24 protein-coding genes are annotated in these 26,097 nt (G+C 28.0%); 13 read left to right on the forward strand and 11 right to left on the reverse strand.

The genetic code is table 11. From position 1 onward, the window contains the following. Positions 1-2 precede the first annotated feature (2 nt). Positions 3-785 carry a polyphosphate kinase 2 gene (ppk2, locus tag DS884_RS02880; RefSeq protein ID WP_093870725.1) on the reverse strand — a complete coding sequence of 261 codons (783 nt, stop codon included), beginning with the start codon at positions 783-785 and terminating at the stop codon, positions 3-5. 4 nt (positions 786-789) lie between these two features. Next, positions 790-1,647 carry a polyphosphate kinase 2 gene (gene ppk2, locus DS884_RS02885; protein WP_093870724.1) on the reverse strand — a complete coding sequence of 286 codons (858 nt, stop codon included), beginning with the start codon at positions 1,645-1,647 and terminating at the stop codon, positions 790-792. Between the two features lie 69 nt (positions 1,648-1,716). Between ppk2 (DS884_RS02885) and DS884_RS02890 the strand changes: the two genes are divergently transcribed. Together DS884_RS02890 and dnaN are read left to right on the forward strand one after the other, a co-directional pair. Then, entirely contained in the window at positions 1,717-2,667 is a 951-nt protein-coding gene (locus tag DS884_RS02890; protein ID WP_113785840.1) for a lipid A deacylase LpxR family protein, read from the forward strand. Positions 2,668-2,738: 71 nt separating this feature from the next. After that, entirely contained in the window at positions 2,739-3,857 is a 1,119-nt protein-coding gene (gene dnaN / locus DS884_RS02895) for a DNA polymerase III subunit beta (protein WP_093870723.1), read from the forward strand. A 77-nt stretch (positions 3,858-3,934) separates the two neighbouring features. Here the strand turns inward: dnaN and DS884_RS02900 are convergent, their stop codons facing one another. Continuing rightward, on the reverse strand, positions 3,935-4,891 hold the full coding sequence (locus DS884_RS02900) for a hypothetical protein (protein ID WP_147239361.1): 957 nt from the start codon (positions 4,889-4,891) through the stop codon (positions 3,935-3,937). Between the two features lie 390 nt (positions 4,892-5,281). Between DS884_RS02900 and DS884_RS02905 the strand changes: the two genes are divergently transcribed. From DS884_RS02905 to DS884_RS02935, 7 genes are all read left to right on the forward strand, one after another. Continuing rightward, positions 5,282-6,046, forward strand: coding sequence for a ParA family protein (locus DS884_RS02905; RefSeq protein ID WP_093870721.1), 765 nt, complete (start codon positions 5,282-5,284; stop codon positions 6,044-6,046). A gap of 7 nt (positions 6,047-6,053) precedes the next feature. Then, positions 6,054-6,941: a ParB/RepB/Spo0J family partition protein gene (locus tag DS884_RS02910; protein ID WP_093870720.1), complete on the forward strand. Its 888-nt coding sequence runs from the start codon at positions 6,054-6,056 to the stop codon at positions 6,939-6,941. Beyond that, positions 6,942-7,523, forward strand: a complete 582-nt coding sequence (locus DS884_RS02915; RefSeq protein ID WP_093870719.1) for a DUF5683 domain-containing protein — start codon at positions 6,942-6,944, stop codon at positions 7,521-7,523. It abuts the gene before it with no gap. A gap of 4 nt (positions 7,524-7,527) precedes the next feature. Further along, positions 7,528-8,229, forward strand: a complete 702-nt coding sequence (dapB, locus tag DS884_RS02920; protein ID WP_093870718.1) for a 4-hydroxy-tetrahydrodipicolinate reductase — start codon at positions 7,528-7,530, stop codon at positions 8,227-8,229. Positions 8,230-8,302: 73 nt separating this feature from the next. Continuing rightward, a complete protein-coding gene (gene lepB, locus DS884_RS02925) occupies positions 8,303-9,886 on the forward strand; it encodes a signal peptidase I (RefSeq protein WP_113785722.1) in 1,584 nt (527 codons plus the stop codon). Continuing rightward, entirely contained in the window at positions 9,886-10,503 is a 618-nt protein-coding gene (locus tag DS884_RS02930) for a WbqC family protein (RefSeq protein WP_093870716.1), read from the forward strand. The genes lepB and DS884_RS02930 overlap by 1 nt, the downstream gene beginning before the upstream one ends. Before the next feature lie 47 nt (positions 10,504-10,550). Next, the gene (locus tag DS884_RS02935) at positions 10,551-11,129 is read left to right on the forward strand and encodes a Crp/Fnr family transcriptional regulator (protein ID WP_143032784.1); all 579 of its coding nucleotides are present in this window, start codon (positions 10,551-10,553) and stop codon (positions 11,127-11,129) included. Positions 11,130-11,264: 135 nt separating this feature from the next. Here the strand turns inward: DS884_RS02935 and DS884_RS02940 are convergent, their stop codons facing one another. From DS884_RS02940 to DS884_RS02965, 6 genes are read right to left on the reverse strand one after another with little or no spacing between them, the layout of a single operon-like run. Next, on the reverse strand, positions 11,265-12,764 hold the full coding sequence (locus DS884_RS02940; RefSeq protein WP_113785723.1) for a lipopolysaccharide biosynthesis protein: 1,500 nt from the start codon (positions 12,762-12,764) through the stop codon (positions 11,265-11,267). Position 12,765: 1 nt separating this feature from the next. Continuing rightward, on the reverse strand, positions 12,766-13,851 hold the full coding sequence (gene wecB, locus DS884_RS02945) for a non-hydrolyzing UDP-N-acetylglucosamine 2-epimerase (RefSeq protein WP_113785724.1): 1,086 nt from the start codon (positions 13,849-13,851) through the stop codon (positions 12,766-12,768). Next, complete coding sequence (locus DS884_RS02950; RefSeq protein WP_199488179.1) at positions 13,848-15,128, reverse strand: glycosyltransferase family 4 protein; 1,281 nt, start codon at positions 15,126-15,128, stop codon at positions 13,848-13,850. Before DS884_RS02950 ends, wecB (DS884_RS02945) begins: the two co-directional genes overlap by 4 nt. Before the next feature lies 1 nt (position 15,129). Beyond that, positions 15,130-16,344: a glycosyltransferase gene (locus DS884_RS02955; RefSeq protein WP_113785726.1), complete on the reverse strand. Its 1,215-nt coding sequence runs from the start codon at positions 16,342-16,344 to the stop codon at positions 15,130-15,132. Beyond that, entirely contained in the window at positions 16,341-17,432 is a 1,092-nt protein-coding gene (gene wecB / locus DS884_RS02960) for a non-hydrolyzing UDP-N-acetylglucosamine 2-epimerase (protein WP_093870710.1), read from the reverse strand. The genes DS884_RS02955 and wecB (DS884_RS02960) overlap by 4 nt, the downstream gene beginning before the upstream one ends. Beyond that, on the reverse strand, positions 17,433-17,954 hold the full coding sequence (locus DS884_RS02965; protein WP_113785727.1) for a methyltransferase: 522 nt from the start codon (positions 17,952-17,954) through the stop codon (positions 17,433-17,435). Positions 17,955-18,263: 309 nt separating this feature from the next. On the opposite strand from DS884_RS02965, the gene DS884_RS02970 reads away from it, so the two are divergent. After that, positions 18,264-19,958, forward strand: a complete 1,695-nt coding sequence (locus DS884_RS02970) for an AraC family transcriptional regulator (RefSeq protein WP_113785728.1) — start codon at positions 18,264-18,266, stop codon at positions 19,956-19,958. On the opposite strand, the gene DS884_RS02975 is transcribed toward DS884_RS02970, so the two are convergent. Together DS884_RS02975 and DS884_RS02980 are read right to left on the reverse strand one after the other, a co-directional pair. Further along, positions 19,955-22,363: a YfhO family protein gene (locus DS884_RS02975; protein ID WP_113785729.1), complete on the reverse strand. Its 2,409-nt coding sequence runs from the start codon at positions 22,361-22,363 to the stop codon at positions 19,955-19,957. The genes DS884_RS02970 and DS884_RS02975 overlap by 4 nt on opposite strands. A gap of 2 nt (positions 22,364-22,365) precedes the next feature. Beyond that, entirely contained in the window at positions 22,366-22,641 is a 276-nt protein-coding gene (locus tag DS884_RS02980) for a DUF4834 family protein (RefSeq protein ID WP_233487098.1), read from the reverse strand. 144 nt (positions 22,642-22,785) lie between these two features. Here DS884_RS02980 and DS884_RS18380 point away from each other — a divergent pair, with 144 nt between their 5' ends. The 3 genes from DS884_RS18380 to DS884_RS02995 are packed head-to-tail and all read left to right on the forward strand — an operon-like array spanning position 22,786 to position 26,008. After that, positions 22,786-24,156, forward strand: coding sequence for a transporter (locus tag DS884_RS18380; protein ID WP_158530812.1), 1,371 nt, complete (start codon positions 22,786-22,788; stop codon positions 24,154-24,156). A gap of 23 nt (positions 24,157-24,179) precedes the next feature. Continuing rightward, positions 24,180-25,298 carry a GNAT family N-acetyltransferase gene (locus DS884_RS02990; protein WP_113785730.1) on the forward strand — a complete coding sequence of 373 codons (1,119 nt, stop codon included), beginning with the start codon at positions 24,180-24,182 and terminating at the stop codon, positions 25,296-25,298. Then, positions 25,298-26,008 carry a 16S rRNA (uracil(1498)-N(3))-methyltransferase gene (locus tag DS884_RS02995; RefSeq protein ID WP_113785731.1) on the forward strand — a complete coding sequence of 237 codons (711 nt, stop codon included), beginning with the start codon at positions 25,298-25,300 and terminating at the stop codon, positions 26,006-26,008. The genes DS884_RS02990 and DS884_RS02995 overlap by 1 nt, the downstream gene beginning before the upstream one ends. The last annotated feature ends 89 nt before the right edge of the window (positions 26,009-26,097 follow it).

The raw sequence follows: 26,097 nt of genomic DNA on the forward strand, positions 1-26,097 counted from the left end.
ATTTATACCTTAATATTTTTATCATAAGGAATACTTTTTAAAATGTGATTTATCACATTTACTCTTGCTATGGTTTTTCTATTAGCTCTAATTACCTTCCAAGGAGAAACCACCGTATTAGTTTTAGAGAACATTGTTCTTTTATACTCTGTATAATCATCCCAAAGCTCTTGTGCTTTTTCATCTACTGGTGTCATTTTCCATTGTTTCAATGGATCATTTTTAATATCATTAAATCTTTTTGCTTGTTCTCTTTTATTTATTGACATGTAAATTTTAACTAAACGAATACCTGACTCTAAAATCATTCGTTCAAAATCATTCACTTGATTCATAAACACTTCGTACTCTTTCTCTGTACAAAAACCATTTACTGGTTCAACCACCGCTCTGTTATACCAACTTCTATCAAAAAACACCATTTCGCCCGCCTTAGGAAATCGCTCTACATAACGCTGAAAATACCATTGGGTTCTTTCATCTTCATTTGGTTTGGGTAATGCAACTATTCGCATATGCCTAGGATTGATTCGTTCAGTAATTCTTCTAATAGCACCACCTTTTCCTGCAGCATCTCTACCTTCAAAAATAACTATAATACGTTCATCTTTCTCTATTGCCCAAGTTTGTAACTTAATCAATTCTAACTGTAGCTTTTTTAACTTACGCTCATAATCCACATAACGAATTGCTCGCTCTATATTATAAGGTTCTTTTGACAAAATAGCTTTTAACCCTCTATTAGAATTAAGTTTATTAACGTCTTTCTGTGTTAAGTTTTCCATATAATTAATCTAAATGATTTACTGAACGGTAATAACGCATTACCACATTAGGGTCAGGGTTTAATATTGTGTTAGCATCTTCTTTTCCTTCATAATTAAATTGAGACAATACATGACGCATACACTCTACTCTTGCTTTTTTCTTATCATTCGTTTTCACAACAATCCATGGACTATATGTTGTATGTGTTTTGCTAAACATCTGATCTTTATAAAACGTATACTTATCCCACAATTCTTGTCCTTTTTTATCTACAGGACTAAACTTCCACCTCTTTAGTGGATTTTTATTTCGAGAATCAAAACGCCTTAACTGTTCTTCTTTAGATATAGATAACCAAAATTTAATAATAGTAACTCCATCTTCATATAACATATGCTCAAATTCAGGAACCTGTACCAAGAATTTTTTATATTGATTTTCACTACAAAACCCCATAACTGGCTCTACTACTGCTCTATTATACCAACTTCTATCAAAAAAAACTATTTCACCAGGATTGGGTAGCTCCTTAATATACCTTTGAAAATACCACTGACCCTTCTCTACTTCTGTAGGTTTGTTCAATGCTACTAAACGCATAGATCTAGGATTTAAGTGCTCCATAAATCGACGAATACTTCCTCCTTTACCAGCAGCATCTCTACCTTCAAAAATTACAGCTACTCTTTTATTATTTTTAGCAACCCATTGCTGTAACTTAACCAGTTCTATTTGAAGTTTTTTAAGCTCATTCTCATAATTTATTTTAACATCAACCTTCTCAATAGAAACTCCTTTTTCTTTAATCAACTCCCTTAATTCATCATTCGTAGAAACACTTTGAAAATCTGTTATAGTCAATTTTGGTTTTTCTTCCATATATAATAAAAAAATATAATATTTGCAGTTAAATTGTAGTATTGCTAAAATAAGATGATATTTACTTTTATGAAAAAAATTATTGCTTTTTTATTGATCTTATCTTCTCTTACCTCATTTTCACAACGTAAGTATAAAAAAGAGTTTAGTTTTTCTAACGATAATGACCTTTATATATCTTTAAGTCAAGATAGGTATTATACCAATGGAATGTTTTTCACATACCGATACCTAAGTAACAAGACTAATAAAAAAGTAGAAAAAAAAATATATGAACTACAATTAGGCCATAAAATGTATACTCCTTTCAAAGCAACAGTGCAAACACACGGAGAGCATGACAGACCTTTTGCTTCATATTTATATGGTAATTTTGGGATTAATTATTTTCTTAAAAATAACAACATCTTAAAAACCTCATTAGAAATTGGTGTTGTGGGACCAGCTTCATTAGGACAAGAACTACAAGACTTCATACATGATATTTATGGTTTCAGAAAAGCTATTGGATGGAAATATCAAATAAAAAATGCCTTTGCTTTAAATTTTAATACAAGTTTTACCACACCTTTATTTAAAGACAAATCAAACTACTACGATATAAACTGGACGAATAACGCATCTATAGGTACAGTTTTTACTAACATGTCTTCTGGTTTTTATGGTAGAATTGGCTTAAAACCTTTACAAAAACTTGTTAATTCAATAGCTTTCAACAGTAACCTTAACGATAAAAACTCTAAATTCAATAATGAAATAGAATCTTTTATCTATATAAAACCAATGATTAGTTACATTCTTTATGACGCTACAATTCAAGGTAGTTTCTTAAATACTGGTAGTCCAATAACATATTCAGTTATGCCTTTTATGTTTTCAACCGAAATTGGTATTCGTTTTACAGCAAATCGTTTTAATTTAGGATACACCATACATTACCACACAAAAAAACTAAAAAGCATTCAAGTACCATCAGGAAACTTTTACGGAAGCATCCAAATAAACTATCAATTTAATTAGTTTGTAAAATAAATTTTTAAAATCGTCAAATTAAGATATATTTGTAGTTCTAATCATTAGAAACTTAATCAATGAAATTTATCGTATCTAGCTCTCAATTATTAAAACAGTTACAAGTTTTAGGAGGAGTTATAAACAGCAATAATACGCTACCAATTTTAGATAATTTCCTATTTGAATTATCTGAAAATCAATTAAAAATATCATCATCAGATTTAGAAACTACAATGAGTGCCGTTGTAGAAGTTGAAAGTACCGATGCTGGAGCTATTGCAATTAATGCTCGTTTATTATTGGATACTTTAAAAACTTTTCCTGATCAACCCCTTACATTTAAAACTGAAGGTGATAGCACTATTGAAATTATTTCTGAGCAAGGAAAGTATGACATGGCTTATTTTAACGGAGAAGAATTTCCTAAAGCTGTTGAATTACCATCTCCAAGTAGCACTGAAATACCATCACATATTTTAGCTACAGCAATCACTAAAACTATATTTGCTGCTGGGAATGATGATTTAAGACCAGTAATGAGTGGTGTATTTTTTCAATTCAACTCAAAAGAATTAACTTTTGTTGCTACAGATGCTCACAAGCTTGTAAAATACACTCGTAAAGATGTTACTGCTGATAAATCTGCTGAGTTTATAATGCCAAAAAAGCCTTTAAACTTATTAAAAGGTATACTAGGTGGCTCAGAAGAAAATGTAACCATAGAGTATAATGACACTAATGCTAAATTTACATTTGACAATGTATTATTAATTTGTCGTTTAATTGATGGAAAATACCCAAATTACGAGGCTGTAATACCTAAAGAAAACCCAAATAAATTGACTGTTGACAGAGCATCATTTTTAAACTCTGTACGTCGTGTTTCAATATTTTCTAGTAAAACAACTCATCAAATTCGCTTAAAAATGGCTGGTACTGAGTTAAATATTTCTGCTGAAGATTTAGACTATTCTAATAAAGCTGATGAACGTTTACTTTGTGATTATCAAGGAGATGACATGCAAATTGGATTTAACTCTCGTTTTTTAAGTGAAATGTTAAACAATTTAAACTCAAATGATGTATTAATTGAAATGAGTTTACCTAATAGAGCTGGGATTTTAACACCTATTGATGGTACAGAAGAAGGAGAGCAAGTTACTATGTTAGTAATGCCTGTTATGTTAAACAGCTAAACTTTCTAAAAATATAAATAAGAAAGACCGTTTAAGCGTACTTAAACGGTCTTTCTTATTTATAAAACATACACTTCCTAGTAATTTACAACCTTAAAAGCAGTATTCCCATACCACTCTGCCCAATGTTCAGTATAGCCTTCTATAGGTATATAATGGAACAACGCTGGATCACCTACACAAAATTCATAAATTTTCATCACTTCATTTGTATGATTTGATATATTATCAAATAAAGGGTTTCTGTTCATTCTGAAATTGGTTCCCACAATTCTTGCTTGATAAGCCACTCCAAACTTTAATCTATTGTTAGTTCTAACGGTTACCCAAGCATTCCAAAACCACACTTGTCTGTATTGTTCTGTTTTAGTTTTTGCTCCAATAGAACTATAAAAGTACCAATGTTGATCAAATTGTTCAAGTCTCATTCTTACACTTCTATCATTTAAAAATGGTTCATGATTAACAATTCCTCTTGAAAAATATTCTTTTTTATTATTACCATGCTTATATACTTTTAAGAATTTATTGTATGTAATCGTTTTTTGATCAGAAATTTTAACTTTACCTAACTTGTAATCTGCCAAGAATGATTCAATCCCATTTTCATTTCCACTTTTGTATGTATAAACAAACTCACCATCTATTCTATAAATAGATCCTTCAATACTAACTTCTCCATTTTTATTTAATAGATATAACAGCATACTATCACTAGAACTTACTTCTGCTATTTCTTCTTTATTCAACTGATAATTTTTAGCCTCCTTAGCTTCAACGTTATACGCTAACAATAAAGAAACTCTACCATTTCTATCAAAATCTGATTTAGACAACTCTATCAAATCATTATTAGATTCAATACTTTCTTTAATAAAATACTCAAATTCTTTAAACGATGAAAAAGAAAGTATTCTACTATCTTCTTTAGAGATAACTTTAGTTTCGTTTTCTTTTTTTTCTTCTTTAATTTCTTCCTCTTGACAAGAAATAATCATGATACTTAACATGATTAGTGCAATAATTTTTTTCATAAAAAATAATATTTAATAGTTTTACCTACTCATACGCTTTTCGGCATCCGCGATAGATTTCAAGTTCAAACCTATCACTAACTAAAAATAATTACTTCAATAAGTTTCCGTAGTAAGCAGTTATATTTCCAAATGAACATTAAACAAACAAATTTTTGAAACACATAAGATATTTTTTATTTATGCTTTATTTTCGATAATACCTAATCATAAAAACATTATTAAATTTTAAAATAAAGCATTTTAAATAAAAAAATAATTTCATCTATTGACTCTTAAAACATCTTAAAATACAGTTAATAATGAGATTATTGTTTTTTGTTAACATCTTTCGCTTTAAAAAACCATAAATAATTGTAAATTTACCTCTTTCAAACTAGACAAATTACAATGGGTAGAATTATTGCAATAGCAAATCAAAAGGGTGGTGTTGGTAAAACAACAACCACTGTTAACTTAGCTGCAGCCTTAGGGGTTTTAGAAAATAAAGTACTATTAATTGATGCTGATCCGCAAGCAAACGCTACTTCTGGTTTAGGTATAGATGTAGAAAGTATTGAAAAGGGAACTTATCAAGTTTTAGAACTAACTGTTCCTCCAAAAGATACTATTATACAAACTACTTCTCCTAATGTAGATTTAATTCCTGCACATATTGATTTGGTTGCTATTGAAATAGAGCTTGTAGACAAACAAGAAAGAGAGTACATGCTAAAAAAAGCATTAGAAAGCATTAAAGATGAGTATGATTATATATTAATTGATTGCGCTCCTTCTTTGGGTTTAATAACTTTAAACTCTTTAGTTGCTGCAGATTCTGTAATTATACCAATACAATGTGAGTATTTTGCTCTTGAAGGTTTAGGTAAATTATTGAATACTATAAAAAGTGTTCAGAAAATTCATAATCAAGATCTAGATATTGAAGGCTTACTATTAACAATGTTCGATTCTCGTTTACGTCTTTCAAACCAAGTTGTTGAAGAAGTTCGTAAACACTTTAGTTCTATGGTTTTTGAAACAATAGTTCATAGAAACATCCGTTTAAGTGAAGCTCCAAGTTATGGTGAAAGCATAATTTCTTACGATGCAACCAGTAAAGGTGCCGTAAATTACTTAAATTTGGCGAACGAAATTTTAAATAAAAAGGCATAGTATAGTAATGGCAAAAGCAACAAAAAAACAAGCTCTAGGTAGAGGGTTATCAGCATTATTAAAAGAAACCGCAGAAGTAAACTCTGCTTCAGATAAAAATGCAGATAAATTAGTAGGAAGCATCGTTGAACTAGATATTAATTCTATTGATGTTAACCCTTATCAACCAAGAACTTATTTTGATGAGGAAGCTTTACGTGAGTTAGCTAGTTCAATTAAAGAGTTAGGTGTAATTCAACCAATTACTGTTCGTAAATTAGCTAGCGATAAATTCCAACTAGTTTCTGGTGAGCGTCGTTTTAGAGCTTCAAAATTAATAGGAAACAAAACTGTTCCTGCATACATTCGCTTAGCGAATGATCAAGAAATGTTAGAAATGGCTTTAGTTGAAAATATTCAACGTAAAAACCTTGATCCTATTGAAGTAGCTTTATCATACCAACGTTTAATTGATGAAATTCAATTAACACAAGAAGAACTTAGTACTAGAGTTGGAAAAAAACGTTCTACTGTAACGAATTATTTACGTTTACTAAAGTTAGACCCTATTATTCAAACTGGTATGCGTGATGGATTTATTTCTATGGGACATGGTAGAGCTTTAATTAACGTTGACAGTGCTACTGATCAGTTAAATATTTACGAAAAAATCCTTAGAGATAAACTATCTGTTCGTCAAACTGAAGAACTTGTTAAAAACTTAAAAGCAGGAACAGTTACTAAAGCGGCTAAGAAAAAAGCTTTACCAAAATATATTTCAGAAAGCGTTAATGACTTTAATGAATACTTTGGTAATAAAATAGACGTTACTGTTAATAATCGTGGAAGAGGAAAGATATCTATCCCTTTTACTTCTGAAGAAGACTTTAATCGTATAAAAAACTTATTAAAATAAGTGTTTCAAAAAAAAATTATACTAGTATTTTTAGGTTTCTTTTTATCGTATAACTCTTATGGTCAAAAGAAAGATACTTTGGCTATAAAAATAAAAAAATCTAAATTTACTACTAAAAAATACAACCCTCTATCACCATCAAAAGCAGCTTTTTATTCAGCTATTTTTCCTGGAGGAGGACAAATTTATAATAAAAAATACTGGAAAGCCCCTATTGTTTGGGGTGCAATTGGTGCTAGTATTTATTATTACACAACAAATAGTAATGAATATGATCGTTTTAGAAATGCTTTTAAATTAAGAAAACAAGGTTTAAAAGATGAATTTACTGACAGTAATGGTGATTATATAATATCTACTGCTGGTTTAGAGAACGCTCAAAAAGTACTTCGGAAAAATAGAGATTTATCCTTATTAACTGGAGTTTTACTTTATGTTTTACAAATAGTTGAAGCAAGTGTAAATGCACATTTACTTCAATTTAACACCGATGACAACTTATCTATAAATCCAACTATTTCAACTGATCCAATGCTTATTGAATCTCCAAAAGTTGGTTTAACATTTAAATATTCTTTTTAAAAAAATGAAAATAGCCTTACTTGGATATGGTAGAATGGGTAAAGAAATTGAAAAAATTGCTTTACAAAGAGGTCATGAAGTTGTAATTAAATACTCTGGTGAAGAAGATTATAATATCAAATTAGCAGATGTAGCTATTGATTTTAGTATTCCTGATGTAGCTTTTACTAATATTTCTAATTGCATTAACAACACAGTCCCTGTAGTGTCTGGAACCACTGGATGGTTAGATAAATATGAGGATATTGTGAATCTATGTGATGAAAAAAAAGGGGCTTTTATTTATGCTTCAAACTTTAGTTTAGGCGTTAATATCTTTTTTGAGCTAAATAAGCAGTTAGCTAAAATGATGAGTTCATTGGAGCAATATAATATTACTATGGAAGAGATTCACCATACAAAAAAATTAGACGCTCCTAGTGGAACTGCTATTACGCTTGCTGAGGGTATTATTGAAAACACCCATAAAACATCTTGGGAATTAGATAAACAAGTTTCAGAAAATAGTATTCCAATAAAGGCCATCCGTACACCTGAAGTACCAGGAACACATACTGTTACTTATAAATCTGAAGTTGACTCTATAGATATTAAACATACAGCACATAATAGGCAAGGATTTGCTTTAGGTGCTGTTGTAGCTGCAGAATGGCTTGCAAATAAAACAGGTGTTTACACTATGAATGACGTGTTAAACTTAGGTTAAAAACGTAACTTTTTAACTATAAAAGCACTAATAAATTGACTTTTGCCCTAATAGGGAATAAAAAATTTAAATTATGACATTTACTGAATGGTTTATCTTCTTTTTAATAATTCAAGCAATCCATTTTTTAGGAACTTGGAAACTATATGTAAAAGCAGGAAGGAAAGCATGGGAAGCTGCAGTACCAGTTTATAATGCTGTTATTTTAATGAAAATATTAAACCGTCCAATATGGTGGGTTATTTTATTATTTGTTCCTATTGTTAACTTATTAATGTTTCCTATTGTCTGGGTAGAAACTTGTAGAAGTTTTGGTTTTAATAAAGGAAAAGATACCATTTTAGCAATTTTTACACTAGGTTTATATATCTACTACATAAACTATGCTACTAATAGCTCTCACATAAAAAATCGTAGTTTAAAACCACCAAATGTTGTAGATGAATGGTTAAGTTCTATTGCTTTTGCCGTAATTGCTGCTACTTTAGTGCATACTTATTTTATGCAACCATATACTATTCCAACTTCATCTTTAGAAAAAACATTATTAGTTGGTGATTATTTATTTGTTAGTAAATTTCATTATGGGGCACGTGTTCCAATGACTACTGTAGCTGCTCCGATGGCTCATGACACGATTCCTGGTTTGGGTGCTAAGTCATTTTTATCAGATGATAACCCTGAAAATAAAAATAGTTGGAAAAATAAATTATCATTACCATACATGCGTTTGCCTGCGCTTCAAAAAATTAAACGTAATGATATTGTAGTCTTTAGTTGGCCTGCAGATTCTTTAAAAGCAATGTGGGGAGATAATTCAGGAAAATTTACCTATAAGCCTATAGATAAACGTACAAACTATGTAAAAAGATGTGTAGGTGTTGCTGGTGATAGTTTAGAAGTTAGAGATGGATATGTTTTTATTAATGGAAAGAAAACTATTTTACCAGACAGAGCTAAGCCTCAATGGTTTTTTGAGGTTGACACAGAAGGAAAAAACTTTAGTAGAGGTGCTGCTGAAAAATATAACATTCGAGAATGGGCTCCTAGAGATGGGAAATATATTTTAAATTTAACTGACGATGAAGCAGCTTTAATTAAAAAAGACCCAATAGTTAAAAGCATAACAAAAACATTAAGACCAAAAGGGCACTATGATAAATCTGTTTTCCCACACTGTCCTAAATACGCTTGGTCTTCAGATAATTTTGGACCTATTTATATTCCTAAAAAAGGAGTAACTGTTGAATTAAACGAAAATAGTATTCCTTTTTATGAGCAAATTATTAGAAGGTATGAAAATAACAATTTAACCATTTTTGGTAACAACATATACATTAACGGTAAAAAGGCAACATCATACACTTTTAAGCAAGATTATTACTGGATGATGGGTGATAATCGTCAAAACTCTTTAGACGCCAGAAACTGGGGATATGTACCTTTTGATCACGTTGTTGGGAAACCTGTAATGGTTTGGTTAAGTTGGGACCCAAAAGCTAAAAGTTTTGGTGACAAATTAAAATCAATTCGTTGGGATAGAATGTTTACAACTGTTGGAGGAAGTGGAAAACCAGTTTCTTATTTATGGGTTGTAATCGTATTGATTGCTGGTTATATTTTTTATAGTATCAGAAAAAGTAAAAAGAAAGCATAATGGCTCTTTTTATTCCTACTTATTTTGCTCCAATTGCTCAGTACTCTAAAATTTCACAATGTGATTCTGTTACATTTGAATTTGAAGATAATTTTCAAAAACAAACCTATAGAAATCGTTGTTATATATATGGCGCAAATGGGAAACTTTCTTTAAATATACCTGTAAAACACAAACAATCAGAAGGTAGAAAAAAAACAAAAGATGCTATGGTTGAAAATGAATTTCCATGGCAACAACAGCATTTTAAATCGTTACAATCTGCTTACCATACTTCTCCTTTTTTTGAGTTCTATGAAGACGATATTCATAAAATATTTAGTAAAAAGTATTCTTTTTTACATGATGTTGTTGTAGATACTCATTTATTTGTTGCTGATGCTTTACAAATAAGTGAATCTTACTCAAAAACTACTTGTTATGATGATACTGCTAAAGAAGATTTTAGAAGTTTAGCTATAGCTAAAAAGGGTATAAAAGTAGAAATGGATACTTATATTCAAATGTTTGATGATAAACATGGTTTTATCCCAAACCTTTCTATATTAGACCTATTATTTATGGAGGGACCAAATGCTATTAGTTTTTTAGAAAAAATTTCCTTAAATTTGAGATAAACGAATTATACTCTCCCCAAATATAATTGTTTCCTATTACATTTAAAATGAATACAATAGAACAATTTTTATCGGAATACAAGAGCTCTTTATCAACTACTTCGAAAAATAAATTAGAAAGTGCTCTTACTTTAAAACATTATAAAAAAAGTGATATCATAGCTGGTAAAAACCAAAAAGAATCTAAGTTTTTTATTTTAAAAAAGGGAGTAGTCTGCTCATTTTTAGTGGATCAAAAGGGTAAAAATTATATTAGAACATTATTTACTCCTATTTCAGTTATAGCTCCTCATAAATCATTAATAAATGCACCTAATTTAAATGTAGATTATTACTGTTTATCTGATTCTATTATTTTAGAAACAAAATTAAACCTGTTCTTGTCTTTGACTGAAAAGAATCATGATATTTCAATATTATTTTCAAAAATATTAATGCAAGAATACCTAAAATTAATAACTCGAGTAACACAATTAACCACTTTAAACGCTACAGAAAGGTATTTAATGTTAAAAAAAACGGTTCCAGAAATTGAAAAACAAATTCCTTTACATCAAATAGCGTCTTATTTAAATGTTACTGCAGTACAATTAAGTCGAATTAGAAGAAAGTTATATTCAAGTTAACATGTAAACATATGTTAACAAAAACTCTTATTATAACCCCTAATTTTGTCGGTTCATAAAAATAATGAGAATTCTGAAAAATTCAGTCTCCCCACATTTATATAGAAAGGTTTATTTTAATTAATAAACCTTTTTTTATACGAATCTATTTAACAAACCATTGAACTGTGTTGATATCTTTAGTTTATATACTATAAATATATATATAGGAATTATCAAGATACTTTTTAAAACAATATTTATTATTGGGTGAATAGAAAAGTTTAATAATGACATTTCAGGTATAGAAAAATTCCAAAAATTAAAAATAAAATATAATAGAACAATTATAAAAATCATTATAATAGTTTTGAATGTAAAAGGGTTCATTTTTAATTTATTTTGAACAAACCATAATTTAAAACATCCAAAGAAAAAAGTAATTATCAATGTAGCTAACGCTAAGCCATCGGTAGATAAATTTAAATTATAATAGAAATAATCATTTAAAAAATAAACACCTAATGCCATACCCAATCCAATAGGCAATACTATTCTATAAAATTTAGAATTGTTAATAATAGCTCCATTACTACCTAATAACATTAAAAATAGTTTAGCTGAAGAAATCATTAAAACAACTTTTTCACCTCCAGCATAACCATCACTAGGCATTATTTTAAACAACTCGGAAACATTCGTGTTTACCAATATAAAAAACAATCCTCCTATCAATAATAAGTTTATAGAACTCTTTTTATATAAACTTTCAACTTCCTTGCTATTATTTTCATTTATAGACTTTGACGTTAATGGCTGTAATATTTGGGTCATTGCTCTACTAGGCGCTTCAATGAACGACCCTATAAAAACAGCTACAGAGTAATAAGCGGCCATTGCAAATCCTTCTTTACCTGGTATCATAACCTTATCAATATCTAAAACAATGGCACCTGCACTACCTGCTAAAAGTATATATGAAGTGTATTTCAATACTTCTTTAAAATTAGAGGGTAATCCAAATGAAAATTTAGGTATATATAACTTAAACGCATACAGCATCATTAATATCGATCTTAAAACGTAAGCTAGGGCCATATAAAAAAGAAATTCTTGTTTTGTAATAACATCAAAAGAAACTGCAAAAAGCAAACTCATAACAGCTACTCTATTGTATAATTCTTTTAAAACATTACCAAATACCGATTGTAATTGTACTTTAGCCCAAGAATAAAACACTTCAAAATAAGCACAACAAACTGCAATTATATATATGTAAATTGTATAATTCTCAATAATCAAATTATCTTTTGAATTACTCTTTGAAACATAATTCATTATTAAATCATGAACAGAATCCCACAAAAAACCTACAGGTAAAGCTATAAATAGTGGTAAAAAAAGAACTAAATTCAAAAATTTATCTTTCTCTATTTTTGAAGTATAACTAGAAAAAAATTTGACAATAGTAAAATGAATTCCAAAAGCTATTATTGGCATTATAAGGTTTGAAGCTGCAAAAACATACGTGGCTAACCCATAATATTCTGAAGTTAAAAATCGGTCATATAAATAAACGGTGTTAACACCTCCAATTATAAATCCTAAGTAAATAACAAGAGTGTTTTTAAGCGATTGTTTTAATACTATTCCCAAATTATACTTGAATTAGTTTTTTTATTGATGTATAAATTTTCTCTCCAACATTAACACCATACAATTCTTTATCAAACAACTTAGTTGAAGTTAAAAAATAGTTGAAAGCTTCTATTATTTTTTTCTTTTCGAATCCTGTAATTAACGCATAATCATTATCAACTAATTCTACCCATTCAGTTTCTGTTCGAGCTATTACACAATGTTTTTTATTAAAGAAAGCTTCTTTTTGTAATCCTCCACTATCAGTTATAACCATAGTACAATTTTTTAATAACTCCAACATATCAAAATACCCTATAGGCTCTATTAAGGTAATTTTAGATTCTATTTCGAATTCTTTTAATTTAAGTGCTGTTCTTGGGTGCAATGGTAAAATTACTGGAGTATTTTTATTTATCTCTTCTAAAGCTTTAAAAATACTTTCAAGTGATTTTTTTGAATCTGTATTTTCTTGTCTATGAATAGTTGCTAAAACAAAATTGTTTTCAGCTAATTTTAATCTGTTAATTATAGTCGATTTCTCTTCTGAAAGCTTACTATAAAACTCAACAGCATCTTTCATAATATCACCATGCTTTTCAATTTTAATCGGTAAACTATCAAACCCTTCAATTTTTAAGTTTTTTAAAGAACTATTAGTTGGGCAACTCAACAAATCTGCAATCCTGTCAGTTACTATTCTATTCACTTCCTCTGGCATTTCCATATTAAATGACCGTAAACCAGCTTCAATATGCACAATCTTAATATTCATTTTTTTAGCAGTTAAAGCCCCTGCTAAAGTTGAATTAGTGTCTCCATAAACAATTACTGCGTCTGGTTGTTCTTTGTATAAAACCTCTTCTATTTTTTCCATCATTTGACCAGTCATAGCCCCATGATTTAGTCCATTAATATTTAAATTATATTTAGGTTTTGGGATTTTCATTTCATCAAAAAAAACAGCACTCATATTAACATCATAATGCTGACCTGTGTGAACTATGATTTCCTGAAAATCATTATGTTCAACTATAATTCTACTTAACACAGCTCCTTTTACAAACTGTGGTCTTGCTCCTAATATGGTTACTATTTTTTTCAAGAATTATTAATTTCTTTAAGTATTTCTGTTAATTGCCTTGTCAATTCTTGTCTATGAAATTTACCAATATCTTTTGAATCAACAGTTAAATTTTGGGCTTTATAACTATTATACAGATTAGTTATTATTATTTTTAACTTTCTTTTATTATCAAAACTTACTATGTCGCCTGAATTAGTAACATTTAAAATTTCTGCTAAATCACCATTTTCTGGTCCAATTGCTAATATAGGTCGTTTTGCTTGTAAATATTCAAAAATTTTACCTGTTATAATACCTTTTGCACTTGGTACGTTATTTACAGCTAATAATAAAATTTGTGATTTTTTTTGATAGTTCAACACTTCATTATGTGGAACATAATTAATTTTTTTCACACCCTTAAAGGAATATTTCTCTAAAGTTTCATCAATTTCTTTGGCTACTTTACCTATTAGTTTTATTTCTAAATCATTTGAAAACTGAACATTTTCTTTACAAATTTCATCTAATACTTCCCATAAAATTTTAGGATTCCTATCGGCATTCATTAATCCTATATGAGTTATAGAAAATGTTTCATCTAGATTAATCTTTTCTTTTTGGTCTTCTTCATTATCATATCCATTCGTTACTACATAAATTTTATTAGAATAGTCACAATAATTTTCTTTCATAGTTTTGCCAATAACTAAAGTTGCATCAGCTTTTTTTAAAACCTCTTTTTCTAATTTATGGTGCTTTTTTATTGATTTTTTAGTTAATGGTAATTGATGAAAATAATCTATATCTGTCCAAGGATCTCTAAAATCAGCTACCCACTTTATTCCTAATTCTTTCTTTAACTGTAAACCTATTAAATGCATACTATGAGGAGGCCCAGTAGTTATAAGTATATCTACAGTATTTTCTTTTAAATAGTTTTTAAGTTTTTTAACTGACGGCTTAACCCAAAACTTCCTAGCATCAGGTATAAAGTAATTTGCTCTTATATATTGTAATATTTTACCAAAAAAAGTGGGATTAGGATTTAAAAATCCTGCGCTAGTTTTAGATCCTTTTTTCTTAAATCTTGATAGTAAATTATTAGGTTCCAAAATAGGACTTTTAATAATCTCTATATTTTCAGGAATATCAATACATAAAGAAGTATCTACAAGTGGATAGTTAGGATTTTCAACAGTATATATAACAGGCTCAATCCCAAAGCTTCTTAAATACTTTACAAATTTAAGCCAACGTTGCACACCTGAACCTCCAGCTGGCACCCAATAATATGTTACTATTAAAACTTTCAATTTATAAATTATTATAGAATTTAACTAGCTTTATACTTTCTTCATCCCAGTTTTCACCTTCATCCATTACAGCTTTATAAGCGTTTTCTGTTTTAATCTCTAATAACTTTTTATTTTTATAAATCATTAAAATTTTTTTAGTAAAATCATTAAAATCATCAGCTTTAAAAACAAGACCAGAATCATATTTTTCAACAATTCTTTTTAATGGCTTACATGAACTTACCAATAATAAACTTTTACTCATCATTATTTGAAATAATTTATGAGGAATTGTATTATTTGTATGTTCATTAGCTTTATGAGGTATTATATTTACTGTAGACTTTTTCATTATAGTTGAGACTTCAGTAAATGGTCGATATCCAACAAAATCAACATACTTCTCCATTTGATTTTCTTTCACAATATTTTTTAATTGCTCCTCAACATCTGTACTCCCTTTTCCTATTAAAAAAAGCTTAGCATTTTTAATTGATTTTACAATTTCTGGCATAGCTTTTATTGCTGTATCAAGTCCTCTATGTGGTCCAAAACCACCTACATAAGTTATAGAAAAACTATCAGGGTTTATAACATTTTGAAGTACCTCATTTTTAAAATTTAAAGCAAACTCTTTCTTTTCTTGATTTGAAATTACAATTAATTTACTAGGGTCAATATCAAAATTTGATACTAGCTTTTGCTTCATCTCCTCTACTACACATATTATATTTTTATATTTAAGACAATATTTCCTTTCTTTTTTTGACCATAATTTAGGGTTCATAAAAAGGAAATTTTTAAATTTAATTAAATGATTTTTTTTCCATGAAAACCATGTTTTTAATGCCTCCGGATAATTTTCATGTAAATCTAAAACTATTTCTTTAACTCTTGATTTGAATAAATATCCTGTTCCTGCTAAAGGTAAATCATGAATATGTAAATATTCAATTTTATATTTTATCAACGCTTTTTTTATTCCAAAATAAAAAAAAGGATTAACATTAAAAACACTTTCAAATATATCTAAAATTCCTTTTTTAAAATTTGAATAATTCTTTCCTATTCTATAAACTGTTACTCCATTAATCGTTTCAATTTGCACTTCATTTTTCCTATGAGGGCATATAACAATGACTTTCTTATCAGCTGCTACTAATGCATCAGCTTCTTTTCTTACTCTTATATCATTAGGGTAAGAAGCATCGACTACCATTCCTATATAACTCATATTAAAAAATTAATACATTTTTCCAAAATTCTCTCTGTAGCTTTTCCGTCCCATAATTCAGGAACTACACCTTTTTTATTTTTTTTATCTTTTATCTTTTCTAAAAGAACTAATATTTTTTCATTATCAAAAGACATTAATACGTTTGTCCCTTTAGTTATTGTTATTGGACGTTCTGTATTTTCTCTAAGAGTTATACATGGAATTTGTTGAAAAGTAGTTTCTTCTTGAATACCTCCACTATCAGTAATAACACAAAGAGAATACTTTATTAATTTTTGAAATGCAAAATAATTTTGTGGAGGAATAATTTTTAATTTTTCAATTTTAGAAAGCTTATCATACAAATCATTTTTTATAAAACTACTTTTTGTTCTTGGGTGTAAAGAAAAAACTATACTACATTTCTTTGTTACACTTTTTAATAAATCAATAATCTTATGAAGAGCCTCTTTTCCATCTACATTTCTAGGTCTATGCATTGTAATTAACACATAGCTTTCGCTCCCAATCTCTTTTAATATATTTGAATTTTCAATTTCTTTTTCAAAATAAACTAATGTATCTATCATTGTATTACCTACAAAAGCTATTTGAGAGTCAGTTTTACCTATTTCCTTTAAGTTTGTAATTCCACTTTCTTCAGTTACAAAACAAATATCAGAAATCTCATCGGTTAATATCCTATTAATCTCTTCTGGCATCCGTCTATCTAAACTTCTGAGTCCACTTTCAATATGACCTAACTTAACATTTAACTTATTTGCTGTTATAGAAGCAGCAAGAGTTGAATTAACATCTCCTACTGAAAGTAATAAGTCTGGTTTAAAAGCTTCAATTACTTTTTCTAATTCAATCATTATCTCTCCAATTAAACTATTTGGAGTAGTACCTTTAACATTTAAAAAAAAATCAACTTCAATATTAAATTGTTTCAGAAACACGTCTGACATTTTTTCGTCATAATGTTGCCCAGTATGAACTATTTTTAAATCGATATTTTGATACTTTTTAGCTATTCTTTTGAATTGTGTAATTTTAACAAAATTAGGACGTGTACCTACTATTAATAAAATGTTTTTTTTCATTTAGTTATTTTTTTCAGCATAAACAGCATAATACCTTGGAGTAAATTTTCTTAAAATTGGTCTAATTCCTATTTTATTAATCGGACTTGTCCATTTTTCTGTTTGAACAATATTCCATCCAGATTTTTCAAGTAGCCAATCGTATTGCCAATCTTCAAATTCATGATAATGCCTATCCCACATATCTGTTCTACTTCTATAAGCTTCTTTAAACCACAACCTTAATGGAACAGTAGTTATTATTTTAGTCGCTTCTATCTCTCTTAACACATTAAATGGCGCCAATAAATGTTCAAATATCTCGAAAGCTGTTACTGCATCTACCTTATGTTTTTTTACCAACTCGGGCATTAAATCAAGATCTTCTCCATTAGTATTGAAAACAGTATAACCATGTTTTTCCATAACTTCGCTAAATGGATTTCTAACCCCTAAATCTAGAATTACAGCAGGAGCAGGTATATTTTTTTGTAAAAATTTAATAGTATGTGCGTATCTTTTAATTGGAAGTTGATTATACATTTATCTATTTTTAAGCAAATGTATCACTATTTTAGTTTTACTGGAAAAAACTATTAAGACTTTAAATAAAAAAAATCAAAACGTTTATTATACATTTTGATTTCTTAATAAAAACATAGTACTACTTTTTCTTTCAATCTTCCCTAAATGTTCGGACATTCATATAACAAACATATCAATCATTTTTAATTCAAAAAAAAAACATATTCCTTTTTTTATAAAAAGCACACTCTAAATTAATTTATATTTGCTTATAAATCTCGCTTTTTATAAAAAGCAAACACCTATAATCATTACTAGTTGCGCTTTATGAGGAAATCTATATTTTTTATTTTATTATTTTTAACCCTCTTCTCTTTTTCTCAAACTAAAACTAATTTTAATTCTAGTGACTCAATAAGTTTATACAATAAAAAATGTCTTTTCTTTATTAATAGAAATCAAGACAGTATAAAATATTACATACGTAAATTAAAAAACTTAAATAATGAATGTAGCTTATATCAAGCTTATACTTATGAAGCTAAACTGGCTTATCTAAATAGAAATTACAAGAAAACAGAATTGATTTGCAAAGAGGTACTCCTTAAAATTAAAAACAATGAAGATTTCTGTTTTAAAGCAATTAAAATCTCAATATATACTCGTTTATTTTGGTTAAAGAAAAAGTTAGGAGAGTATAATATTGCTTATAATTATTTAATGGAACAGGAAAAAGTTCTAAATAGTTTAGTTTTAAAAGATAAGTTTTATCATACTAATAAACTATCTCTCAAAAATCATTTGGCAATTATTAAATCTGAATTAGGATTTTATGATGAAGCTCTTAGAATACTAAAGCCTACATTACAACTTATTGATAAAGTTTATAGAAAAGACAAAATAGGCGCCTATCATTCATTAAAATTTAAATCAAACATTTTAAACTCTATAGGTAATGTATATTTATCTTTAAGTAAAAAAAATCAAAATTTACATTATATAGATTCTGCCTCTTTTTATTATAAAAAAGGTTATAATGTAGCTAAAAAATTTAATCCTCCTCATAAAGATTCGGAGATAATATATAACTTCAAAAAAACAAAGATTTTAATAGCTAAAGAAGAATATTCTAATGCCTTAAAATCAATAAACAACTATAAAAATATACATAATGGATATAACTATAATCATTATGAATATTTTCAAAAAGCCATTTGTTATTACAATTTGAAAAATGCTGATTCTACAATTTTTTATTCAAATAAGCTTTTAAATAATAAAAAAACAACTTGTAGACGCAGTACGTTAATTGCTTTGTACGATATTTTATCTAATCAATATAATAATTTAAAAAAAATAGATAGTGCTTTTAAATATTCTAAGCTAACTATGCTTCAATACGAATTAGCTAAAAAGAACAAAGAAAAAACATTTCAATTATTATATGAAAATGATTTTAATAGAGTAATCAAACTTAATAAAGAAATAAAAAAACAAAGTAATAGAAACCAAAATTATCTAATCATTGTTTTTTCCTTTATAGTAATTCTAGTTTTTCTGTTAGGATACTTAAAATTAAAAAAAGAAAATAAAAAGAAAATATCTGCTATTAATAAACTTAATAGCAAAACTCAAGAAAAACAAACAATTAAGAAAGAATATAATATTGATATAGAACTTGAAAACCAAATACTCTCTGCTATAGAAAAAATTAATGGTTCAAATACTTTCTTAAAATCAGATTTTTCAGTTTCGTCAATCGCTGAAGAAATCAATACAAATTCAACATATATTTCTTTTGTATTTAACAAACATTATAAAGAGTCCTTTAAACAGTTTTACACTAAAAAAAGAATTAATTATATCATTGAAAAATTAAAAACTAATACTGAATACAAGAAATACTCAATACAAGCTTTAGGAGAAGAAATTGGTTATACAAATGCTTCTGCTTTCTCTAGAGCCTTTAAAAAACAAACAGGATTAACTCCATCTTCTTTTTTAAAAAATCTAGAGAATTAAGCCTTTTCTTCTTTTTTTCTATTTAAGAAAAACCAACCTATTGAAACTAATAGTAACAATACATAAGATAATAATGCAATCGTGCTTCCTGTTTTTATAACTTTTGGCTCAAATTTAAACTCAATAGTGTGATTTCCTTTTGGAACTAACATTCCTCTTAAAACGTAATTTACTCTATAATGTGGAACCAATTCCCCATCAATATACGCATTCCAACCATCTTTGTAATAAATCTCAGAAAACACAGCAAATTGCTCTTTTCTTGTTGTTGATTTATAAACTAATTCAGTTATAGCATTTTTAATTAGAGCAATTGTAGCAGTTGAATCTTTTTCCTGTGGAAAGTTTATTTTCGAATTCTCTAAACTCGATTTTCTCAACACAGCTACTTCATTTGTTTTTAAATTATCTAATGCCTTAATCTCTTCATCAGCTGAATTCACTAATTTAATATTATTCACAAACCATGCGTTTCCGTTTGCTTCAGGATTTTCTTGAAACTTATCTTCTCCTGCAATAAAATACTTCGTGTTTAACATGTTTAACACCTCCATATTATTTTTTGCTATTTGATAATCAAATAATTCTTGATAACGTTTCATTTTTGCTGCATGATACCCACCTATAGAATTATGAAAATAAGAAGTCCTTCCATCCATCATAGGGTTTGTAGCAAAATTAGCTACACGATAATAACTTTTATCTTTTAAAATCTCATTATTTGCTTTACTAGCAACAAATGGCTTTATCACTTTTCGCTTAGTTGTAAAATCTTCTTTGTTTACATAATTTATATCTACAGAGATTAAATCGAAAAGAATTAATACTGTTAATCCAATAATAACAGGTATTTCTTTTAGTTTGTTTTTTAATAAAAACCATAATAATCCAGCTGATAACGTTACTAATATAAGTGAACGAATACCATCCATAAATAACATTGATTTTCTATCAGATTTTAATGCATCTATTAATTCTGGTAACTGTTGATATTGTGCATCTCTAATACCTTCAAAAGCAAATAAACTTGAACCAAAAACAGTAAAAACCAACAACAAACCACCAATAACATATAATGCTTTTTTAAGAGCTTCTTTTTTCTCTTCACTAGACACTTTTGATGAAAAGAACTCTTTTAAAGCTATAACTCCTAATAAAGGAACACATAGTTCAGCTATAACTTGAATAGAAGAAACTGCTCTAAATTTATTATAAAGAGGAACATAATCAATAAAAAAGTTAGTTAATACTTCAAAATTTTTACCCCAACTCATTAGTATTGAAAAAATCGTAGCAGAAACTAACCAGTACTTTAATCGGCCTCTTACTAAAAACACCCCAAGAAAAAATAAAAAGAAAAGTATAACTCCAATATAAGCAGGAGCTTCTACTATTGGCTGTTTCCCCCAATACGTTAATACTTGATTTGAATATTCTTTTGCTACACTTTTCCCTGCATTACTTTCTAAAGTTTGATAAAAATTAGAATTTTCACCTAACTTTTCAAAAGTTCCACCTCCCATGAAACGAGGCATTATTAAGTTGAAGGTTTCTGCAATTCCATAACTATATTCAGTAATATACTCTTTATCTAGCCCTGTTGATTTTTCTTTCGGCGTACCATCTGGATTTATTGTTAATTCAGATTTCCCTCTTGTGCTAAAATCAGCATATTGCTTCATTGACATCAATCGTGTAGCATTTACACTAATTCCAATAATTACAGCTACTACTAAAACTGACACCTGCTTAATAAAAACAGAAAGTTCTTTAGTTTTTACAGCCTCTATTCCTTCAACAATAACTAAAATTAATAAACAAAAACCAAGATAATATGTCATTTGAGGATGGTTTGCATAAATTTCTAAAGCCATTGCTAAAGAAGTAACCACAAAACCAAGTAAATATCTTTTTTGAAATAAATATAAAACTCCTGCAATTACCATAGGCATATACCCTATTGCATGAGCCTTGGCATTATGACCAGCTCCAAAAATGATAATTAGATAAGTTGAGAATCCAAAGGACAAACTACCTAGTATTGCAAGTTTCCAGTCAACCTTTAAAGCAATTAACAATAAGAAGAATCCTAAAAAATATAAGAATAAATAATCAGCAGGCCTAGGTAAAAAACGTAATCCTTTATCAAGGTAACGTACAAAATCATTTGGATAATATGCACTAACCTGAAAAGCTGGCATACCGCTAAAAGCATTTCCTAACCAATAAGGTTCTTCTCCATTTTCAACTCTATAATCAACAACTTGCTTCGACATCCCTTTAAACTGAGTAATATCACTCTGTTTAATTTGTTTTCCGCTTAAAACTGGATTAAAATAAATCAATGAAGCTATTGTAAAAACTACAATAGCTATCACGTAAGGTAAAAACTTTTTAAAATTCATAATTAATCAATTTCTTCAAAATCAACATACTCTCCTACTGAGTTATTGCTTTCTTTAGAGTTATTAGGTTTTTTATCTATTATTGTTTCACCTTCTTTAACAGTAGAACTTTGTTTTTCACCATACTGCTGTTGTGCTTTTTTTTGAACCTTATCAACTGCTTTCTTTAATAAGTATGGGCCAAATAGTTTTGCTAAAAACTTAATAGCATAATAAACTAAAAGAATAATTAAAATAGTTCGTAAAAGAGTCATAGGTCCAGCTTGATGTATTATCATACAAATAAAAATATTCAAAAAAATTACCCAAAAATAACAATTTGAAACAAAAGGTAACGTTAAGAGTTTACAAAACTTATAATATAGAGTAATTCATATTTTTACTGTATGTTTGTATTACTCCTTAAATTTGATTTTTACAACATGATAAAAAGGCTTTTTTTGTTTTTTATTTTTTGTACAACAACCTTTGTACAAGCACAGTACACCACTGTTATAAACTCAAATAGACCTGGGTTATCAGAAAGCCCATATAGTGTAGGTTCTGGAGTTTATCAACTTGAATCAAGTCTTTTTTATAGAAAGGTTCCAATAACTGCAACATTTAGTAACCCTCAATCTATTGGTTTAAATTTATTTTTTAGAACAAGTTTCATTAATGAAAAGCTTGAATTGAATTTAAACACCTCTTTATCTAATGATAAAATAGCATTTAAAAATATTTTTGAATCGTCATATAACAAAACTGGTTTAAGTGAATTTACTATTGGTGCTAAATATTTGGTATATGCACCTAAATATGATGATAAAACTAAAGAAATTAGAAGTTGGAAAGCCAGACATTCTTTTGATTATAAGCGATGGATTCCTCATGTTGGTGTTTATGCTGGACTTAGTTTTGGTAATTTTTTAAATGATTATCACGAGAAAGGTGGAATGAGCCCTAGAGTTGGTGTTTTACTTCAAAATGAATTTTCCGATAAATTAAATGTAGTTACTAATTTATTTTACAACAACATAGGTACTGAATTTTCTGAGTACTCATATGTTGTTACTGGTACCTATAATTTTAATGATTATTGGTCTGGTTTTGCTGAAATGCAAGGTGTTTTTGAAAAATATGAAAATAAAAGTAGTATTGGAGGTGGCGCTGCCTATTTATTTAACAAAAATCTTCAAATTAATGCTTCTGTAAGAGCTAACTTTGAAAGAAAAGAAATAGGTATTACTTCAACTATTGGTGTTTCATATAGGCTAGACAGGCATTTTGATACCTTTGCTGAAATTGACGAATTTGGAAATAAAATAGAAGAAGATAAGCCAATAAAATATGATGAAAATAGAGGTTTCTTTGGAAGGTTATTTAGCAAGATTAAAAGACTATTTAAAAAAGATAAAAAACGAGAACAAAAAGTTGATTTAGATATTTCTCCTAATAAAGATAATTCTACTATTAGAACAGAAAAACCTAGAAGACAGCGAGAAAAATCGTTAATCGATATTATTTCTAAAGAAGACAAAAAGGATAAAAAGAAAGCTAGCAAAGCTGAAAAGAAAGCGGCAAAAAAGGCGGCAAAAAAGGTAGAAAAAGAAAAGAGACGTCAAGAAAAAGAAAAAGAAAAAGAAATTAAACGTAAAGAAAAGGAACGCTTAAAACTGGAAAAGGAAAAAATAAAAGAAGCTGAACGTAAAGCTAAAGAACGTTTAAAACTTGAAAAAGAAATAAAAGAACTAGAAGAAGAAATAAAAAAAGAGGAAGAAAAAGAAAAAAAGAAAGAAGAAGACGATAATTAAAAAACAGAAATCATACACTTTATATGATTACCATTAAAGAAATAAATACTAAAAAGGAAATGAAACAGTTTGTTAAATTTCCTTTTTCACTTTATAAAGATAATCCTTACTGGGTACCACCAATAATAAATGACGAAATAGCCAGTTTTGATAAAACAAAAAACCCAGTTTTTGAACATGCTAATGCTCAATTTTTTATTGCATTAAAAAACGAAAAAATAGTTGGACGAATTGTAGCTATTATTAATACTTATGAAGTAGAGAAACAAGGATTAAAAAAAATGCGATTTGGTTGGTATGATGTTATTGATGATGTCAATGTTAGCAAAGCTTTATTAGATAAAGTAAAAGAAATAGGATATAAAAACAAGCTTGAATACGTAGAAGGTCCAATTGGCTTTAATAATCTTGACAAGACAGGTGTTTTGACAGAAGGTTTTAATCATATTGGTACTATGATCACATGGTATAACCATCCTTATTATAAAGTGCATTTAGAAGAATTAGGTTTTAAAAAAGAAAAAGAATATTTAGAAAATAAATTTCTTTTTAAAAATGTTGATGCAAAAAAATATAAAAGAATAAGTAACTTAATTCAAAATCGATATAATTTAAAACAACTAAATTTCACTTCTACTAAAAAAATAATGCCTTATGTAGATGAAATGTTTGATTTATTTGGTAAAACCTATTCAAAACTTTCAACCTACGTTCCTATTTCTGATGAACAAATAGCATATTTCAAAAAAAAATACATCAGTTTTATTAATCCTGAGTATATAAAATTTGTTATTGATAGTAATCATAAACTAGTTGGTTTTGCTATTGTAATGCCCTCTTTTTCTGAAGCGCTTCAAAAAGCAAAAGGTAAACTCTTTCCTTTTGGTCTTTTTCATTTACTAAACGCAAGAAAAAACTCTAAAGATGTTACTTTTTATTTAATTGGTGTACATCCTGACTATCAAAACAAAGGTGTTACTGCTATTTTATTTAGCCAATATTGTGAAACTTTTTCAGATAGAAATATTGAAAACTGTATTCGAACTCCTGAATTAGAAGAAAACGAAGCTATTCATAAAATTTGGAAAGATTTTAATCCAGAAACTCATAAAAGAAGAAGAACCTATAGAATTAATTTATAATGCAGTTATTTTACAATCAACATATTTCTGAAGACACAAAGCAATTCACTTTTGATAAAGATGAGAGCAGACATATAGTTCGTGTTTTACGTAAAAAAGAAGGTGATATACTTTACATAACAAATGGTAATCACTATTTATTTACTGTAGAAATAGTAATTGCCAGCGATAAAAAATGTATTGTAACTATTATTAAAAAAGAAGAAAAAAAAAGTTCACGAAATTATTATCTCCATGTTGCCATTGCTCCTACAAAAAACAACGACCGTTTAGAGTGGTTTCTTGAAAAGGCTACAGAAATTGGTATTGATGAAATCACACCTATTATTTGTAAAAATTCTGAAAGGAAAATTGTAAAAACTGAAAGGTTAGCTAAAATAATACAAGCTGCTATGAAACAATCATTGCAGTATAAATTACCTAAACTAAATGAGCCAGTTAAATTTTCTGAATTTATTCAACAAAAACTTTCAAGTCAATTATTTATAGCTCATTGTGAGGATGACGCTAAAAAGAATACTTTAAAAGACGGTATAGATTTAGCTTCAAGTTATACAATACTAATTGGTCCTGAAGGTGATTTTTCCATAGATGAAATTAAAAAATCTTTATCTCAAAAATTCATCCCTATAACCCTAGGTAACACAAGATTAAGAACAGAAACAGCTGGATTAACAGCAGTACAACAAATTAGTTTTTTACATCAATAATTCTTTTTTGTATATTTAACTCAATTAAAAATTAACATTGAGTACATCAGATTTCTTTAATTTGTTCTTACTTATTAGCGCGTTACATG

The sequence above is a fragment of the Tenacibaculum sp. E3R01 genome, from assembly GCF_003318185.1.
Taxonomy (GTDB): domain Bacteria; phylum Bacteroidota; class Bacteroidia; order Flavobacteriales; family Flavobacteriaceae; genus Polaribacter; species Polaribacter halocynthiae.

What these genes read in the sequence shown, in the direction of transcription:
- ppk2 (WP_093870725.1), bottom strand. Translation starts at nt 785, where the DNA reads ATGGAAAACTTAACACAGAAAGACGTTAATAAACTTAATTCTAATAGA.
- ppk2 (WP_093870724.1), bottom strand. Translation starts at nt 1,647, where the DNA reads ATGGAAGAAAAACCAAAATTGACTATAACAGATTTTCAAAGTGTTTCT.
- DS884_RS02890 (WP_113785840.1), top strand. Translation starts at nt 1,717, where the DNA reads ATGAAAAAAATTATTGCTTTTTTATTGATCTTATCTTCTCTTACCTCA.
- dnaN (WP_093870723.1), top strand. Translation starts at nt 2,739, where the DNA reads ATGAAATTTATCGTATCTAGCTCTCAATTATTAAAACAGTTACAAGTT.
- DS884_RS02900 (WP_147239361.1), bottom strand. Translation starts at nt 4,891, where the DNA reads ATGAAAAAAATTATTGCACTAATCATGTTAAGTATCATGATTATTTCT.
- DS884_RS02905 (WP_093870721.1), top strand. Translation starts at nt 5,282, where the DNA reads ATGGGTAGAATTATTGCAATAGCAAATCAAAAGGGTGGTGTTGGTAAA.
- DS884_RS02910 (WP_093870720.1), top strand. Translation starts at nt 6,054, where the DNA reads ATGGCAAAAGCAACAAAAAAACAAGCTCTAGGTAGAGGGTTATCAGCA.
- dapB (WP_093870718.1), top strand. Translation starts at nt 7,528, where the DNA reads ATGAAAATAGCCTTACTTGGATATGGTAGAATGGGTAAAGAAATTGAA.
- lepB (WP_113785722.1), top strand. Translation starts at nt 8,303, where the DNA reads ATGACATTTACTGAATGGTTTATCTTCTTTTTAATAATTCAAGCAATC.
- DS884_RS02930 (WP_093870716.1), top strand. Translation starts at nt 9,886, where the DNA reads ATGGCTCTTTTTATTCCTACTTATTTTGCTCCAATTGCTCAGTACTCT.
- DS884_RS02935 (WP_143032784.1), top strand. Translation starts at nt 10,551, where the DNA reads ATGAATACAATAGAACAATTTTTATCGGAATACAAGAGCTCTTTATCA.
- DS884_RS02955 (WP_113785726.1), bottom strand. Translation starts at nt 16,344, where the DNA reads ATGAGTTATATAGGAATGGTAGTCGATGCTTCTTACCCTAATGATATA.
- wecB (WP_093870710.1), bottom strand. Translation starts at nt 17,432, where the DNA reads ATGAAAAAAAACATTTTATTAATAGTAGGTACACGTCCTAATTTTGTT.
- DS884_RS02965 (WP_113785727.1), bottom strand. Translation starts at nt 17,954, where the DNA reads ATGTATAATCAACTTCCAATTAAAAGATACGCACATACTATTAAATTT.
- DS884_RS02970 (WP_113785728.1), top strand. Translation starts at nt 18,264, where the DNA reads ATGAGGAAATCTATATTTTTTATTTTATTATTTTTAACCCTCTTCTCT.
- DS884_RS02975 (WP_113785729.1), bottom strand. Translation starts at nt 22,363, where the DNA reads ATGAATTTTAAAAAGTTTTTACCTTACGTGATAGCTATTGTAGTTTTT.
- DS884_RS02980 (WP_233487098.1), bottom strand. Translation starts at nt 22,641, where the DNA reads ATGATAATACATCAAGCTGGACCTATGACTCTTTTACGAACTATTTTA.
- DS884_RS18380 (WP_158530812.1), top strand. Translation starts at nt 22,786, where the DNA reads ATGATAAAAAGGCTTTTTTTGTTTTTTATTTTTTGTACAACAACCTTT.
- DS884_RS02990 (WP_113785730.1), top strand. Translation starts at nt 24,180, where the DNA reads ATGATTACCATTAAAGAAATAAATACTAAAAAGGAAATGAAACAGTTT.
- DS884_RS02995 (WP_113785731.1), top strand. Translation starts at nt 25,298, where the DNA reads ATGCAGTTATTTTACAATCAACATATTTCTGAAGACACAAAGCAATTC.